Here is a 15,117-nt window from a genome sequence, read left to right as displayed (position 1 = left end):
CCGGGGTGGGTTGTTATTCGGCTTCGGCCGAGGCTTCCGGCGCCTCAGCGGGTGCTTCCGAAGCGGGTTCCGGGGCGGGTTCCGCGGCGGCGGCGGGACCTGCCGGAGCTGCGGGAGCTTCGGCGGCCTTCTTCTCTTGCAGGGCGGCCGCCAGGCGGGCTACCTGCGACGCCGGAGCGTTGAACAGGCCGGCCGCCTTGGCCAGGTTGCCTTTCATCGCGCCGGCCAGCTTGGCCAGCAGCACCTCGCGCGACTCGAGGTCGGCGATGCGCTCGACTTCGGCGACCGTCAGCGCCCGGCCGTCCATGTAGCCGCCCTTGATGACCAGCGCCTTGTGTTCCTTGGCGAAGGTCTTGATGGCCTTGGCGGCGTCGACCGCTTCCCCGGTGACGAAGGCGATGGCCGTCGGGCCGACGAAAAGCTCGTCGAGCCCCTCGACCCCGGCCTGCGAAGCGGCCCGCTTGACCAGCGTGTTCTTGGCCACCGAATAGGTGGCCGCCCCGCCCAGAGAGCGCCGCAGCTCGGCCAGGTTGGCGACGGTCAGACCGCGGTACTCCGTGATCAGGGTCGCGGTCGATTCCTTGAACTGCTCGGCGATGTCTGCAACGGCGGTGGCCTTGTCAGCCCTGGCCATGCCTACCTCCTGAAGTGAAAGTCAATGCGACGTGTCGTCTCGATCCCCCGGAAGAGCGACGAACGCCCCGGCGCAGAAGCGGCCGGGGCGTGAAAAGACGCCGGCGCGAGCCGGCGCTGATGCCTCGTCCTCCTGCGTGGGCCGCCGGGATGCTCCCGGACCTTCAACCGATTGCTCGGTGACCGACGGTCTTCGGTGGATCGGCCAACAGAATAGCGCGACGTGACGCGGTCGGCCAAAACGGCGGCCTCAGGCGACTGCGAGGGCCGGCAGGGCGAACACCGCCAGCAGCAGAACCACCCGCGCGCGGTGCCGTCGATCCCAGCGGGCGGCGAGCTCGCGCGAGAGCTCACCGGTGCCGGGCCATTTCGCGATGCGGTTATTGATGGGCACCAGCAGGGTGACCGTTCATGACAATGACCTTGGCATGAAACCATCCACGGCTCAGCCGAGGCCCGCGAGCCGGGCGGCGCCGATCAGACCGGCCGCACCGCCGAGTTCGCCCGGCACCACCCGCAGCCCGGACAAGAAGTCCAGGCCGGCGTATTCGGCGAGCTTCGCCCGCAGCGGGTCGAAGAGCAGCGGTCCCGATCTGGCGACGCCTCCCCCGATCACCACCAGGTCCAGATCGCACACCGCGCCGACCGAGGCGATCATCGCGGCGAGCGCGCTGGCTCCGCGGTGAAACGCCCGCCGCGCCAACGGGTCTGATGCCGCGGCGGCGGCCAGGTCGCTCGCGCCGGCGCCGGGCGGCGCGGACCACCCGTTTTCCCGCGCCCAGCGCACCATCCACGGCCCGGACGCGACGGTTTCGACGCAGCCGTGACCTCCGCAGGTGCACCGCCGGCCGTCCAGCTCGACCACCACGTGCCCGACGTGACCGGCGTTGCCGGTGCGCCCCGAATAGGGGACGCCGTCGAGCACCAGACCGCCGCCCACCCCGGTGGATACCACCATGCCGAGCAGGAAACGGGCGTCGGGTCCCGCGGTTTTGCCCGCCCCAATCCAGTACTCGCCCAACGCCATACAAACACCGTCGCCGGCCAGTACCACCGGCAGCCCGGGCACCGCCGCGGCGACCCTGTCGCGCAACGGGAACCGGTCCCAGCTGCCGATGTTGATCGGGCTGACGGATCCGCTGCGCAGATCGATGGGCCCGGCCGACGCGATCCCCACGGCGGTGACGGCGGCGTCGGCCGCGCCCAGCGCGTCGGCGATCGCCGACTCGACGACCGCCCAGACGTCGTCCGGGGCGGACGTGACCGGTGTCGGGCGGATCGCGGTGTACACCAGCTTTCCTTGCGAATCCACCAGGGCGGCGGCGATTTTGGTGCCACCGATGTCCAGCGCGAGGGTGAGCACGGCGCTCAGTGCCGGTGGGTGTTGTCGGGTTGACGGGGGTCCCCGGGATGCTCGTAGCCCGGTGCCAGCTCCACCAGCGCGGCGCGGCGCTCGTCCAGCCAAAGCCGGAAGGCGCGTCGCCGCGCGGCGCCGCGCAGATGCTCTTCGATCGCCGGGCGCACCTCGTCCAGCGGCGGCCCGGCCAGCGCCGGTGTGCGCCAGCCGTGTTCACCCGCCAGCGGCGCGGCGAAACGCAGCGGGTTGCGGGCATGGTAGGCGGTCACCTCGGTGTCGGCCACCCGCACCGCGGCGGTGACATCGGCGAACAGGGCCCGGGCCCGGGGATCGGCCAACACGGCCGCGGCGACGCTGCCGATCTCCAGCCGGGCGGTCGCGTCGGGCAGCAGCTCGGCCTCGGACGGGGCGCCGCTCGCGGTCAGGCCGCGCGCGGCCGCCTCCACGGCGACCACCCGCTCGGTGACGATCAGCTGGGTCAGCCACCGCCGCAATTGGCGGCCCTCGCTGGTGCCGCTGACCGGCAGGGCGGCCGCTGCCCGCGCGGCGCGCAACCGCGCTTCGGCGGCGTCGAGCACGCCCGGCGATACGGGGACGCCGGCAACGATCGCGATGCGATGTGTGCTCATGTCACCGTCACCTTCACCGCCGGCGAGTAGACCAGCCGGCCGGCGCAGCCGACCCGCGCCTGCGCCCACCACTGGCCGGGCTGCAGCCAGGCCGGTGGGGTCAGGTGGAAGCCTAGGTCGACGGTGCCCCGGGCCGGTAGCAGCGCGCCGAGCGCGCCGGGACCCATCCACTCCCAGGTGCCCCAAGGGCTGATCAGATGGGCCTCCAGCGCCAGGTCGGCCCCGGTGCGGCTGCCGACCGTGACGGTCACCGCACCCGCTTCGCCGGGTGCGAGAGTGACCTCGGCCGGCGCGCCGGCCAGGTAGATCAGCTCGCCGGGCTCGCCTACGGTCACCACGCACACGTCCTCGACGGGCTGACGCCAGCAGGCCGGTACGCCTTCACCGGCGATGCGCAGTTCGGCGCGCACCGGGTAGAGCCCGGGTCCGGCGCGAGCCGGGACCCTCACCACCACATCGGTGTGCAGCTGGTCCCCGGCGCGCAGGGTGAACGGTAGCTCCGACGGTGTGGCCGTCCAGCCATCCGGACACTTCAGGGTGACGGCACCTGGGAGGGTGGCGTCGGTGCTATCGCTGGCCGCGGTGACGCGCAACGTCACCTCGCCGCCGGGTTCGGCGGTCGCCTGCACCGGGTGCAGGTGGGCGACGGCCGCCAGCCCGCCAAGGGGGGCGGGGCCACGATTGTGCAGCCAATACCGCGCATACAGCGGCTGCGCGGCCTCGGCGTGCGGGGCCGGCGCGGTGGCGCCGGTCGCCGCGCGGGAGGCGTCGAACCGGGCCAGCACGGTCGCCACCTCATGGCCGTGCAGCCCGACCGACGACACGGGCTCGGGGTGCGCCTCCAGCAGGTTGGTGCGGCGCAGGCCGCTCAGCGTCGCGACGTCCGAGTCGATGACCACGGGGCTGCCCGCGCCGGTCGTCTCCACCAGCCGCAGGGCGACCGCGTTCGGGTCCAGCGGCGCCGCGCTACCCGCGGTCAGCGGGTTTCCGGCGACCTTGAGGGCGGCGAGCTGCACCGAATCGGCGGGCTCGACGCGCAGCAGTGACCCGGCCGGCGGCAGCGCGCCCCCGCCCTCGTCCGGCGCGACGGCGAGCAGCGGTTGGGAGAACTGCGCGCTGTGGGTGGGGATCCGGGCCCGCCGCCAGTCGCCCGCCGCGCTGACCAACGCGTAGTCGAAGTGGTGCGTCCAATGCTGCAGTTGGAAGCCGGAGCCGTCCGGCGCGGTGCGGCGCGGGTCATCGATCCAGATGCCCGACGGCCAGCCGGTGCAGGACCGCATCAGCGCGGTGTGCAGGGTGCCCTCGGTGTCGACGGCGAAGCTGGGCACCCCGCGGTTGAGCAGGGCGACCGTGCGGTCCTCGAAAGCGCCCGTCTCTGCGGGCGCCTGCTGGGCGACGGTGATCTCGGCGTCGCCGAGGTCGTCGACCACCGCGGCGATCGCGGCCCGCAGCTGGTCGTCGTCGCGGCCGTCGACGACCAGCACCGGCAACGCCCGCGCCGGTCGCAGGTCGGCGTCGGGCACCCACACGGCGTCCAGCGGCGCCTCGGCGGGCACCCAGACCCGGGCCCGTCCCGTCGTCGCCAATTGGCGGTCCAGCTCTTCGGCGTGCGCGGGGGCGTCGGCCAGCACGGCCGCGGCGAAGGCGTTGCGGCCGGGCCCACCCAGCGCGATGCGCACGTCGGGCAGGTTGGAATCGACCTCGAGGTTGCCGTAGCGCGGCTTGTCGGCGCCGCTGCAGGTGGCCGTGACGCCGGCGCGGACCAGCGCGACCATCAGGTCCCGGGCCAGCGGCCCGGACAGCGTCTCCGCCGGCGACACCACCTCGGCGACCGACATCGCCCGCACGTGCGCGCCCGAGATCCGGACCCGGGCGGCCGAGGACAGGCCAAACCAGCCGTAGGCCGGGTTGTCCAGGGTCCACAGGTGCTTTGCGGTGTCCAGCGCGCGCGACCCGTCGTGCAGCAGGGCGAAACCGCGGCCGATGACGGCGTTGCCCACCTCGCTGACCGGCATGGCGCCCGGCACCGGGCACGGCCAGCGCAGCCGCACCAAGTGGTCGGCGCCGCCGAATTCGTCGATGGTGGTGCGACAGTCCACCCGCCCGACCCCGCGCCATAACGTCAGGATTTGGGTGTAGCGCAGCAGGCCGCCGATCCGGCCCCGCACCACCACCCGCTGCCCCAGCGGCCCATGAAGGACCTGTATGTGCGCCGGGCCCTCGGACGAGCAGACCACCGGCCCCTTGGGCAGCAGATGCCACGGGCCCTCACCCTGGCTCGGGTGGGCGGGGTATTCGTCGTAGACGGCGAGCTCGTTGCCCACCCGTCCGGCAGCGATCAGCTCGCGTCCGTCCTGGACCAGCGAGGCGACGCCTCCGCCGCGCGCCGGGTCGACCTCGATCCGGTAGAGCTCGTTGGAGATCACCGTGCCCGGCACCGCTTCCCAACTGGCCGGATCGTCCGCCCCGGGCACCAGCCGATACGCCCGCCAGCCCAGCGACGGCACATCGCGGGCCAGCCAGCTGACCGACCGGCCGCCGTGCTCGACGTGCGCCGCCAGCTCGGCGCCGTCGGCGTCGAGCACCCGGACCCGGGCGCCGGCCCGCCGGTCGAGGCGCGCGGTGACGACGTCGGTGCGCCGGCAGGTCAGCGGATTCCACACGATCACCTCGCCCCCACCGACGGCGCCGGACAGCAGGGCCAGCGCGTTGTCACGGGCCGCGCGGCCCAGCTCCCAGGCGTCGCGCCATCCGGTCAGCAGGTCGAGGTACACCTGGTCGGATTCCGACCCGGTGATGGCGTCGTGGTGTGCGCCGTAAGCCAGTTGCACCCACGCCTTGGCCAGCGCCGCCTGCGGGTACGGGGCGCCGGTCAGCAGCCCGGCGAACACCGCGAAGCGCTCGGCTTGTAGGACGGCGTTCTCGGCGGCCCGGTTGGCCTGCTTGGTGTCGATGTAGGACACGTCCTTGCCCGTGTAGATCGGGTTCATGTCCCGGGTCTGCGGCGACGGCACGCAATCGCGCTGCGCCAGTTCGGCCCGCACCGCCGCGAAGAATTCACGGGGCAGCGCGCACACGAACCGCGGCCAGGTGTAGCGGGCGGCCCAGTCACGGTGTATTTCGGTGACCCACTTGTTGGGCGGGGTGTAGTCCGTGCCGACCGGCAGCAGCACGTTGCGCGTCAACGCGACCTTCTTGAGCTGGTCGAACAACTCGCACGCAGCGACCTCAGCCTCACCCAGCGACGCCGCCGAGTCCATCCACCAGCCCGCCGAATAGTGCGCGGGCATGTAGTGGGTGAGCAGCCCGCGGCCCGACGGCGAGATCCACTCGAACTCGCTGGCGAACTGCATGCGCTCCACATCGCCGCCGCCCAGGGCGGGACCCCACTGGTGGTGCGGTCCCCTGGCCCACGAACTCGACGTCAGCCCGGCGTCGGCGGCCATGCCGGGGAATTGCGGATCGTGGCCGAACACGTCCAGCTGCCAGGCGGTGGCCGGGTTCGCGCCCATCACGTGGCGCTGGAAACCCATGCCGTGTACCAGGTTTCGAATGGTCGTTTCCGGGCTGGTGAGGTTCGTGTTGGGTTCGTTGTAGGTGCCGCCCATCACCTCGATGCGGCCCTGGTCGATGAACCGGCGCAGGTCGGCACGGTCTTCGGGCCGGGTGTCCCAGTACGGCTTGAGGTAGTCGACCTCGGCCAGCACGAATTTGTACTCGGGATCGCGGCGCGCCATCTCCAGGTGCGCGCGCACCAGGTCGAACCCGTTCCGCTGGCGGGCCCGCCCCGGCGGGTCTTCGGTCCATTCGCTGGTGTAGGCGCCCTGGGTGTTCCACCACACCGGGTCGTAGTGGAAGTGGCTGACCATGAACATGGTCCAGCCGGGCTCGGCCACGGTGAACTCGAACGGCAGCCGCAGGCCGTCAGCGTGCGCCCGCGCGGGCCGGCGCTGCCCCGCAACGGCGTCGTCGACCGTCACGGCGACCTCGACGGAGTCGCATCCGGGTTGGGCGACCGCCTGCCCGCGCAGGCCGCGGCCGTCGATGCGGATCGGCGTGGGCTCCCGACACCCGGCGACGGCGACGCGGACCAGCTGCAGCGGCGCATCCGGCGGCCCGACGAAGAGCTCGGTCGACTCGGCCGTCGTCATCCGCATGCCGAAACCACCTGCATCCCCGCACCTTACGGCGCGAAAGACCTAGGATCGACCAATGCCCGCCCTCGCCCCGCCGGTGGCCGACGAACGCAGCGCCCTGCGCGAGTTTCTGGCCTATCACCAGAGCGCGTATTTCGCGGTCAGCCATGGCCTCACCGACGACCAGGCGCGTGCGACGCCCTCGGCCAGCGCGCTGTCGATCGGCGGTCTGATCAAGCACGCCACCGGCATGCAGCGCAGCTGGATGGCGCGGGTGGCCGCCGCCCCCGGCGCCCCGCCGAAGGACCCCCGACCGTTCGATCAGATCGCCGCCGAGTTCGCCGACCAGCACGTGATGCGGCCCGACGAGACGCTGGCCGGGCTGCTGGGAGCCTTCGAGGCCCAGAACGCGGCATCGCTGCGGCTGGTCGAGTCGGCCGACTTGGACGCCGCGGTGCCCGTCCCACGCGACATCCCGTGGTTTCCCAAGGACCAGCAGGCCTGGTCGGTGCGCTGGGTGATCCTGCACGTGATCAACGAGCTGGCCCGGCACGCCGGGCACGCCGACATCGTCCGGGAGACGACCGACGGCGCCACCATGTACGAGTTGATCGCCGCGCGGGAGGGCTGGGCGATCGAGGGCTGGGTGCAGCCTTGGACACGCAGCGCAAGCGGTGAGCACCCGGGGTGAAGGATTGGGACTCATCCGTGCCCATTTGGCACACTGCTCAGATGAGCTCTACCAAACATAAGGGGGCCAAGCTCGACCGGGTGCCGTTGCCGGTCGAAGCCGCCCGGGTTGCCGCGACAGGTTGGCAGGTCACCCGCACCGCCGCTCGCATCGTCGCCAAGCTGCCGGGCCGCGGCCCGTGGCAGCAGAAGGTGATCAAGCAGCTCCCGCAGACCTTCGCCGACCTGGGGCCGACGTACGTCAAGTTCGGACAGATCATCGCGTCCAGCCCCGGGGCGTTCGGCGAATCGTTGTCCCGCGAATTCCGCGGCCTGCTCGACCGGGTGCCGCCCGCCGACTCCGAGGAAGTGCACAAGCTTTTCGTCGAGGATCTCGGCGGCGACCCGTCGGAGTTGTTCGCCAAATGGGACGAGACGCCGTTCGCGTCGGCGTCCATCGCGCAGGTGCACTACGCCACCCTGCACACCGGCGAGGAGGTCGTCGTCAAGATTCAGCGCCCGGGTATCCGGCGCCGGGTCGCGGCCGACCTGCAGATCCTCAAGCGTTTCGCCCAGGCCGTCGAACTGGCCAAGCTGGGTCGCCGGCTTTCGGCGCAAGACGTGGTCGCCGACTTCTCCGACAACCTGGCCGAGGAGCTGAACTTCCGGCTGGAGGCGCAGTCGATGGAGGCGTGGGTGTCCCACCTGCACGCCTCCCCGCTCGGCCGCAACATCCGGGTGCCGCAGGTGTTCTGGGACTTCACCAGCGACCGGGTGCTGACGATGGAGCGGGTGCACGGCATCCGCATCGACGACGTCGCCGCCATCCGCAAGGCCGGGTTCGACGGCATCGAACTGGTGAAGGCGCTGCTGTTCTCGTTGTTCGAGGGCGGGCTGCGGCACGGGCTGTTCCACGGCGACCTGCACGCCGGCAACCTCTACGTCGACGAGGCGGGCCGCATCGTCTTCTTCGACTTCGGGATCATGGGCCGCATCGATCCGCGCACCCGCTGGCTGCTGCGCGAGCTGGTGTACGCGCTGCTGGTCAAGAAGGACCACGCCGCGGCGGGCAAGATCGTGGTGCTGATGGGTGCCGTCGGCACCATGAAGCCGGAGGCCCAGGCCGCCAAGGACCTGGAGCGCTTCGCCACCCCGTTGACCATGTCGACCCTCGGCGACATGTCGTACGCCGACATCGGGCGGCAGCTGTCGGCGCTGGCCGACGCCTACGACGTCAAGCTCCCCCGCGAGCTGGTGCTGATCGGCAAGCAATTCCTCTACGTCGAGCGGTACATGAAGTTGCTGGCACCGAAATGGCAGATGATGTCGGATCCGCAACTGACGGGATATTTCGCCAACTTCATGGTCGAGGTCAGCCGCGAGCACTCCTCGGACGTCGAGGTCTGATGGAGGTCCGCACCGGCAACGCCACGTCAGGCGATCTGAAGCTGTACTACGAGGACATGGGCGACATCGACGACCCGCCCGTCCTGCTCATCATGGGGCTCGGCGCCCAGCTGCTGCTGTGGCGGATCGCGTTCTGCGAGAAGCTGGTCGGCCAGGGCTTGCGCGTCATCCGGTATGACAACCGCGACGTGGGCCTGTCCAGCAAGACGCAACACCGCAGCTCGGGCCAGCCACTGGTGACGAAGTTGTTGCGGTCTTGGCTGGGTCTGCCCAGCCAGTCGGCCTACAAGCTCGAGGACATGGCCGACGACGCCGCCGCGGTGCTGGACCATCTGGGCATCGAGCGCGCCCACATCGTGGGCGCATCGATGGGCGGCATGATCGCGCAGATCTTCGCGGGGCGATTCCGGGAGCGGACCAAGACCCTGGCGATCATCTTCTCCAGCAACAACTCGGCGCTGCTGCCGCCGCCGGCCCCGCGTGCGTTGCTGGCGCTGCTGAAGGGCCCGCCGCCCGACTCGCCGCGCGAGGTGATCATCGACAACGCGGTGCGGGTCGGCAACATCATCGGCAGCCCGCGCTACCGCGTGCCCGAAGAGCAGGCCCGCGCCGAGGCGGCCGAGGGCTACGATCGCAACTACTATCCGCAGGGCGTCGCGAGGCATTTCGGCGCGGTGCTGGGCAGCGGCAGCCTCCGTCGCTACAACCGCCAGACCACCGCGCCCACCGTGGTGATCCACGGCCGGGCGGACAAGCTGATGCGGCCGGCCGGTGGGCGCGCCGTGGCGCGGGCGATCGATGGGGCCCGATTGGTGACATTCGACGGGATGGGCCATGATCTTCCACAGCAGTTGTGGGATCAGGTGATCGGCGTGTTGACGAAAAACTTCGACGAGGCCGGCTAGCCAAAAACATTCGGTAGAAACGCATCCCCGCGATTCTCAGTCCGTGTCGCGGGGCTGTACGGTTGGCATAGAAGGGTGGGTGTCTCAAATGGCCAAGCTGAAGCCGTATTACGAAGAGTCGCAGGCAACCTACGACATTTCGGACGACTTCTTCGCGCTGTTCCTGGACCCGAACATGGTTTACACCTGCGCCTACTTCAAGAACGATGACATGACTTTGGAAGAGGCGCAGCTCGCGAAGATCGATCTGGCCCTGGACAAAATGAATCTCGAGCCGGGAATGACGGTGCTCGATGTCGGCTGCGGCTGGGGCGGCGCCGTGGTCCGCGCGCTGGAGAAATACGACGTCAACGTCATCGGCATCACGCTGAGCCGCAACCACTACGCGCGCACCAAGGCGCGGCTGGCGGCGATCCCGACGACGCGGCGGGCCGAGGCCCGGCTGCAGGGATGGGAAGAGTTCGACGAGCGAGTCGACCGGATCATCAGTTTCGAGGCCTTCGACGCGTTCAAAAAGGAACGCTGGCCCGCGTTCTGGGATTGGGCTTATAAGACGCTCCCCGAGGGCAGCCGGATGTTGATGCACAGCATTTTCACGCATCCGCAGTCGTACTGGCACGAGCACGGGATCACCATCACGATGTCGGATCTGCGTTTTTTGCGGTTCCTCGGCAAGGAAATTTTCCCCGGCGGGCAGATGTGCGGCGAACCCGATATCGTCGACAAATCCCGGGCCAGCGGATTCTCGCTCGAGCACACCGAATACCTGCAGCCGCATTACGCGCGCACGCTGGACATGTGGGCGGCCAATCTTGCGGCCAATCGCGAACGCGCCATCGCCGTCCAGTCCGAAGAGGTCTACGACCGGTTCATGCGCTACCTGACCGGCTGCGCGGAACTGTTCCGCAAGGGCATCTCCAACGTCGCCCAGTACACCCTCACCAAGTAGCGGCCGGCGCGCGTTCCGTTAAGGCTGGGTGGACGTCGACCAGTCGCCTTGGAAAAGTAGACTTCGGGTCCGCGGTCGGGTCCGCGACGCGCACTTGCACCGTCTACGAATCACGCCTTGACGTTGGGTATCGTTGCTGGTCAACCTCGACCCTCGATGCGTGCGCGGGTTGTAGGAAGTGAATCTCATCCAGGAGAACAGGACGAAAATGGCTGAGCAACCGACTAGCCCGACGAAGACGCGGACGCGTTCGGAAGACATCCAGGCCCATTACGACGTCTCCGACGACTTCTTCGGCCTGTTCCAGGACCCGTCCCGGATCTACAGCTGCGCCTACTTCGAGCGGGACGACATGAGCCTGGAAGAGGCCCAGTACGCCAAGATCGACCTGAACCTGGACAAGCTGGACCTCAAACCGGGCATGACGCTGCTCGACATCGGCTGCGGGTGGGGTTCCACCATGAAGCGCGCCGTCGAGCGGTTCGACGTCAACGTCATCGGCCTGACGTTGTCCAAGAACCAGCACGCCCGCGCCAAAGCGTTGCTCGGTTCCATCGACAGCAACCGCTCGCGGGAGGTCCGCCTGCAGAACTGGGAGGACTTCACCGAGCCCGTGGACCGCATCGTGTCGATCGAGGCCTTCGAGCACTTCGGCCACGAGAACTACGACGACTTCTTCAAGCGGACCTACGACATCATGCCCGACGACGGCCGGATGACCGTCCAGAGCAGCGTCAGCTACCACCCGTATGACCTGGCGGCCCGCGGCAAGAAGCTGAGCTTCGAGACGGCGCGGTTCATCAAGTTCATCGTCACCGAGATCTTCCCGGGCGGGCGGCTGCCGTCCACCCAGATGATGGTCGATCACGGCGAGAAGGCGGGATTTGTTGTGCCCGAACCGCTTTCACTACGGCCGCACTACATCAAGACGCTGCACATCTGGAGCGACACGCTGGAGTCGAACCGGGACAAGGCCATCGAGGTCACCTCCGAAGAGGTCTACAACCGCTACATCAAGTACCTCCGCGGCTGCGAGCACTACTTCACCGAGGAAATGCTCGACGTCAGCCTGGTCACCTACCTCAAGCCGGGCGCGGCCGCCTGAGTTTTTGCAGCGCCTGTCGGATTGGCGCTGCGCGGTTCGTCGAGTAGGTAGAGAGTGGAGCACACGGCTTCGCTCAATACCGGAGGTGACGAAAATGCAGTATTTCGCGCTGTTGATCAGTCCAGAGCAAGACCGCGCGCCCGAGGATGCCGCCGCCGCGATGGCGGCATGGGAGAGCTTCCACGCCAAGGCCGGCACGGCGATCAAAGCCGGTGACGCGCTGGCGCCCGCCGCGGCCGCGGTGGTTATCAGCGGCGGTCCGGATGCGCCGGTGGTCACCGATGGTCCCTTCGCGGAGGCCGCCGAGGTCGCGTGCGGCTACTACATCTTCGAAGCGGAGAACCTGGACGAAGCGCTCACGCTGGCCCGCGACATCCCGGTCGCCACGTTCGGGGCGGTCGAGCTGTGGCCGGTGGTCCACTCGATCGAGCAGTCGCGCAAGCTGACCGGCAACGACTGGCTCGCGCTGCTGTTGGAGCCGGCCGAATCGGCCCACACCCCGGGCACGCCGGAGTGGGAGGCGGTGGCGGCCAAGCACGCGGACCTGCACGCCGCCGTTGGTGATCGGGTGATCGGCGGTGCGGCGCTGCACGACCGGTCCACGGCGACGACGGTCCGGGTGCGCGACGGCGAGATCCTCATCACCGACGGGCCATACGTCGAGGGCGCCGAGATCGCCACCGGATTCTATTTGCTGAGCGCCTCCGATCGCGACGAGGCCGTCAAGATCGCCTCGATGATCCCCGCCTCGACCGTGCAACTGCGCCAGCTGGCAGGCGTCTCCGGCCTGTAGCCGATGGCCGACCTGGACGGCGTCTTCCGCCGGGAATGGGGACCGGCCGTGGCCGCGCTCGCGCGGTGGTCGGGTGACCTCGCCGTCGCCGAGGACGCCGTCCAGGAGGCCTGCGCCGAAGCGCTGCGCACCTGGACGCGCGACGGGGTGCCCGCCAACCCCGGTGGGTGGTTGGTGACCGTCGGCCGTAACCGCGCCCGGGATCGGTTGCGCCGCGAGTCCGCGCGCCCCGGAAAGGAATTGGCGGCGGTGATCGACGACATTCGGGCCATTCGGGCCCGCACCGATCACACCGAACCGCATCCGGTTCGCGACGACGAGGTGCGGATGATGTTCACCTGCGCCCACCCGGCGCTGGACCGGCAGTCGCAATTGGCCCTCACGCTGCGACTGGTGTCGGGGCTGACCGTCGGCGAGATCGCCCGTGCGCTACTGCAGACCGAGACGGCGATCGGTCAGCGGATCACGCGCGCCAAGAACAAGATTCGGCACGCCAATATCCCGCTGCGGGTCCCGCCTCCCGAGTTGCTGCCGGAGCGCACACCGCACGTGTTCGGTTGCGTCTATTCGGTTTTCACTGAGGGCTATTGGTCGACCGCGGGCCCGTCGGCCGTCCGCGACGATTTGTGCGACGAAGGGATCCGGCTGGGCGGGGAGTTGTGCGCGCTGCTGCCCCACGAGCCGGAGGCGCACGCGTTGTCCGCCCTGATGCTGCTGCACGATTCGCGGCGCACGACCCGGGTGGACGACGCGGGGATGTTGGTGCCGCTCGAGGACCAGGACCGGCGCCGCTGGGACCGGGGCCGCATGGCGCGCGGTCTTGAGCGGTTGCGTCACGCCCAGGGCTCGACGGGCCCCTATCTGCCGCAGGCGGTGATCGCGGCGCTGCACGCGACGGCACCGTCCTGGGAGCAGACCGACTGGGTCACCATCTGCGCCGCCTACGACCGGCTGCTCGCGCTGACCGACTCGCCGGTGGTGGCCGCCAACCGGGCGCTGGCCGTCGGATTTCGCGATGGCCCCGACGCCGGCCTGGCCGCCCTGGACAAGGTGGCAAACGACCCGCGGCTGGCCCGCTCCAATCTGGGCGCGACCGTGCGCGCCGACCTCCTGCGGCGCGCGGGCAGACCCGCCGACGCGCTCACCTGGTATCGAATCGCGTTGGAGGCAGGCGGATCCGACCCGGGCCGCGAGTTCCTGCGGCGGCGCATCGCCGAGTGCGGGGGTTATCTTTGACTCGCGAGCAGACGCAAAAGGCCCCAACACGCCGCGGAAACGGGGGCTTTTACGTCTGTTCGGCGGAAGGAATCAGGCCTCGGCGAAGTTGCGGGTGACCGCCGGGTCCACCGGAATGCCCGGTCCGGTCGTCGTCGAGACCACGATCTTCTTCAGGTAGCGGCCCTTGGACGCGGACGGCTTGAGCCGCAGCACCTCGTCCAGCGCGGCGCCGTAATTCTCGGCCAGGGCCTTCTCGTCGAACGAGGCCTTGCCGATGACGAAGTGCAGGTTGGCCTGCTTGTCCACTCGGAAGTTGATCTTTCCGCCCTTGATGTCGGCCACGGCCTTGGCGACATCGGGGGTCACGGTGCCGGTCTTGGGGTTGGGCATCAGGCCGCGGGGGCCGAGCACCCGGGCGATGCGACCCACCTTCGCCATCTGGTCCGGGGTGGCGATCGCGGCGTCGAATTCCAGCCAGCCGCCCTGGATCTTCTCGATCAGGTCGTCGCTACCGACGATGTCGGCGCCGGCGGCCTGGGCCTGCTCGGCCTTGTCGCCGACGGCGAACACCGCGACGCGCGCGGTCTTGCCGGTGCCGTGCGGCAGGTTGACCGTGCCGCGGACCATCTGGTCGGCCTTGCGAGGGTCGACGCCGAGCCGGATCGCCACCTCGACGGTCGAGTCCTGCTTGCTCGACGACGTCTCCTTGGCGAGCTTGGCCGCCTCCAGCGGGGTGTAGAGGTTGTCGCGGTCCACCTTCTCGGCGGCGGCGCGGTATGCCTTGCTGTTCTTGCTCACTTGCTCATCCAATCTGTGTTGGGTCGTGGTTGTTAAGCGGGCCGAAGCTGGCCCTCCCACGGTGGTGGTGCGGGTATTACTCGACGGTGATGCCCATCGACCGGGCGGTGCCGGCGATGATCTTGGCGGCCGCGTCGATGTCGTTGGCGTTCAGATCGGCCTTCTTCGTCTCTGCGATCTCCTTGAGCTGATCCCAGCTGACCTTGGCGACCTTGTTCTTGTGCGGCTCGGCCGAGCCCTTGCCCACACCCGCCGCCTTGAGCAGCAGCTTGGCGGCGGGCGGCGTCTTGAGCGCGAAGGTGAAGCTGCGGTCCTCGTAGACCGTGATCTCCACCGGGATGACCTGGCCGCGCTGGTTCTCCGTGGCGGCGTTGTACGCCTTGCAGAACTCCATGATGTTGACGCCGTGCTGACCGAGCGCGGGCCCGACCGGCGGCGCCGGGTTGGCCTGCCCCGCCTGGATCTGGAGCTTGATCAGCCCGACGACTTTCTTCTTCGGAGCCATGAGAGTGTGCTGT

General features: G+C 69.6%; 13 protein-coding genes and 1 pseudogene. 7 read left to right on the top strand and 7 right to left on the bottom strand.

Annotated elements, in window-relative coordinates; translation table 11 throughout:
- Nucleotides 1-13: 13 nt before the first annotated feature.
- The 5 genes and pseudogenes from rplJ to BST14_RS04820 form a co-directional block, all read right to left on the bottom strand.
- Nucleotides 14-634, bottom strand: coding sequence for a 50S ribosomal protein L10 (gene rplJ, locus BST14_RS04835; protein WP_083063437.1), 621 nt, complete (start codon nucleotides 632-634; stop codon nucleotides 14-16).
- A gap of 249 nt (nucleotides 635-883) precedes the next feature.
- Nucleotides 884-1,042: pseudogene (locus tag BST14_RS29360) on the bottom strand (anthrone oxygenase family protein); the annotation flags it as partial.
- A gap of 36 nt (nucleotides 1,043-1,078) precedes the next feature.
- Complete coding sequence (locus BST14_RS04830) at nucleotides 1,079-1,996, bottom strand: ROK family protein (protein WP_083063436.1); 918 nt, start codon at nucleotides 1,994-1,996, stop codon at nucleotides 1,079-1,081.
- A gap of 5 nt (nucleotides 1,997-2,001) precedes the next feature.
- The gene (locus tag BST14_RS04825) at nucleotides 2,002-2,619 is read right to left on the bottom strand and encodes a DUF7158 domain-containing protein (protein ID WP_083063435.1); all 618 of its coding nucleotides are present in this window, start codon (nucleotides 2,617-2,619) and stop codon (nucleotides 2,002-2,004) included.
- On the bottom strand, nucleotides 2,616-6,776 hold the full coding sequence (locus BST14_RS04820) for a glycoside hydrolase family 38 N-terminal domain-containing protein (protein ID WP_083063434.1): 4,161 nt from the start codon (nucleotides 6,774-6,776) through the stop codon (nucleotides 2,616-2,618). Before BST14_RS04820 ends, BST14_RS04825 begins: the two co-directional genes overlap by 4 nt.
- Nucleotides 6,777-6,852: 76 nt before the next feature.
- Here BST14_RS04820 and BST14_RS04815 point away from each other — a divergent pair, with 76 nt between their 5' ends.
- From BST14_RS04815 to BST14_RS04785, 7 genes are all read left to right on the top strand, one after another.
- On the top strand, nucleotides 6,853-7,446 hold the full coding sequence (locus BST14_RS04815; protein WP_083063467.1) for a DinB family protein: 594 nt from the start codon (nucleotides 6,853-6,855) through the stop codon (nucleotides 7,444-7,446).
- A gap of 41 nt (nucleotides 7,447-7,487) precedes the next feature.
- Nucleotides 7,488-8,831: an ABC1 kinase family protein gene (locus BST14_RS04810; RefSeq protein WP_083063433.1), complete on the top strand. Its 1,344-nt coding sequence runs from the start codon at nucleotides 7,488-7,490 to the stop codon at nucleotides 8,829-8,831.
- Nucleotides 8,831-9,736 carry an alpha/beta fold hydrolase gene (locus BST14_RS04805; RefSeq protein WP_083063432.1) on the top strand — a complete coding sequence of 302 codons (906 nt, stop codon included), beginning with the start codon at nucleotides 8,831-8,833 and terminating at the stop codon, nucleotides 9,734-9,736. The genes BST14_RS04810 and BST14_RS04805 overlap by 1 nt, the downstream gene beginning before the upstream one ends.
- 88 nt (nucleotides 9,737-9,824) lie before the next feature.
- Nucleotides 9,825-10,685, top strand: a complete 861-nt coding sequence (locus tag BST14_RS04800; RefSeq protein ID WP_083063431.1) for a cyclopropane mycolic acid synthase family methyltransferase — start codon at nucleotides 9,825-9,827, stop codon at nucleotides 10,683-10,685.
- Between the two features lie 208 nt (nucleotides 10,686-10,893).
- Entirely contained in the window at nucleotides 10,894-11,790 is an 897-nt protein-coding gene (gene mmaA4 / locus BST14_RS04795; RefSeq protein ID WP_083063466.1) for a hydroxymycolate synthase MmaA4, read from the top strand.
- Between the two features lie 94 nt (nucleotides 11,791-11,884).
- Nucleotides 11,885-12,583: a YciI family protein gene (locus BST14_RS04790; protein WP_083063430.1), complete on the top strand. Its 699-nt coding sequence runs from the start codon at nucleotides 11,885-11,887 to the stop codon at nucleotides 12,581-12,583.
- A gap of 3 nt (nucleotides 12,584-12,586) precedes the next feature.
- The gene (locus tag BST14_RS04785) at nucleotides 12,587-13,819 is read left to right on the top strand and encodes an RNA polymerase sigma factor (RefSeq protein ID WP_083063429.1); all 1,233 of its coding nucleotides are present in this window, start codon (nucleotides 12,587-12,589) and stop codon (nucleotides 13,817-13,819) included.
- 72 nt (nucleotides 13,820-13,891) lie between these two features.
- On the opposite strand, the gene rplA is transcribed toward BST14_RS04785, so the two are convergent.
- Both rplA and rplK read right to left on the bottom strand, forming a co-directional pair.
- Nucleotides 13,892-14,599: a 50S ribosomal protein L1 gene (rplA, locus tag BST14_RS04780; protein WP_083063428.1), complete on the bottom strand. Its 708-nt coding sequence runs from the start codon at nucleotides 14,597-14,599 to the stop codon at nucleotides 13,892-13,894.
- Nucleotides 14,600-14,675: 76 nt separating this feature from the next.
- The gene (gene rplK, locus BST14_RS04775) at nucleotides 14,676-15,104 is read right to left on the bottom strand and encodes a 50S ribosomal protein L11 (RefSeq protein WP_083063427.1); all 429 of its coding nucleotides are present in this window, start codon (nucleotides 15,102-15,104) and stop codon (nucleotides 14,676-14,678) included.
- Nucleotides 15,105-15,117: the final 13 nt, after the last annotated feature.

Origin of the sequence: Mycobacterium arosiense ATCC BAA-1401 = DSM 45069, assembly GCF_002086125.1 — a bacterium.
Taxonomy (GTDB): Bacteria; Actinomycetota; Actinomycetes; order Mycobacteriales; family Mycobacteriaceae; genus Mycobacterium; species Mycobacterium arosiense.
The sequence above is the reverse complement of the archived record's forward strand: the minus strand, read 5'-3'. Positions and strand labels throughout refer to the sequence as shown.

What these genes read in the sequence shown, in the direction of transcription:
- BST14_RS04825 (WP_083063435.1), bottom strand. Translation starts at nt 2,619, where the DNA reads ATGAGCACACATCGCATCGCGATCGTTGCCGGCGTCCCCGTATCGCCG.
- BST14_RS04820 (WP_083063434.1), bottom strand. Translation starts at nt 6,776, where the DNA reads ATGCGGATGACGACGGCCGAGTCGACCGAGCTCTTCGTCGGGCCGCCG.
- rplK (WP_083063427.1), bottom strand. Translation starts at nt 15,104, where the DNA reads ATGGCTCCGAAGAAGAAAGTCGTCGGGCTGATCAAGCTCCAGATCCAG.
- BST14_RS04800 (WP_083063431.1), top strand. Translation starts at nt 9,825, where the DNA reads ATGGCCAAGCTGAAGCCGTATTACGAAGAGTCGCAGGCAACCTACGAC.
- BST14_RS04790 (WP_083063430.1), top strand. Translation starts at nt 11,885, where the DNA reads ATGCAGTATTTCGCGCTGTTGATCAGTCCAGAGCAAGACCGCGCGCCC.
- BST14_RS04785 (WP_083063429.1), top strand. Translation starts at nt 12,587, where the DNA reads ATGGCCGACCTGGACGGCGTCTTCCGCCGGGAATGGGGACCGGCCGTG.
- BST14_RS04805 (WP_083063432.1), top strand. Translation starts at nt 8,831, where the DNA reads ATGGAGGTCCGCACCGGCAACGCCACGTCAGGCGATCTGAAGCTGTAC.
- mmaA4 (WP_083063466.1), top strand. Translation starts at nt 10,894, where the DNA reads ATGGCTGAGCAACCGACTAGCCCGACGAAGACGCGGACGCGTTCGGAA.
- BST14_RS04810 (WP_083063433.1), top strand. Translation starts at nt 7,488, where the DNA reads ATGAGCTCTACCAAACATAAGGGGGCCAAGCTCGACCGGGTGCCGTTG.
- rplJ (WP_083063437.1), bottom strand. Translation starts at nt 634, where the DNA reads ATGGCCAGGGCTGACAAGGCCACCGCCGTTGCAGACATCGCCGAGCAG.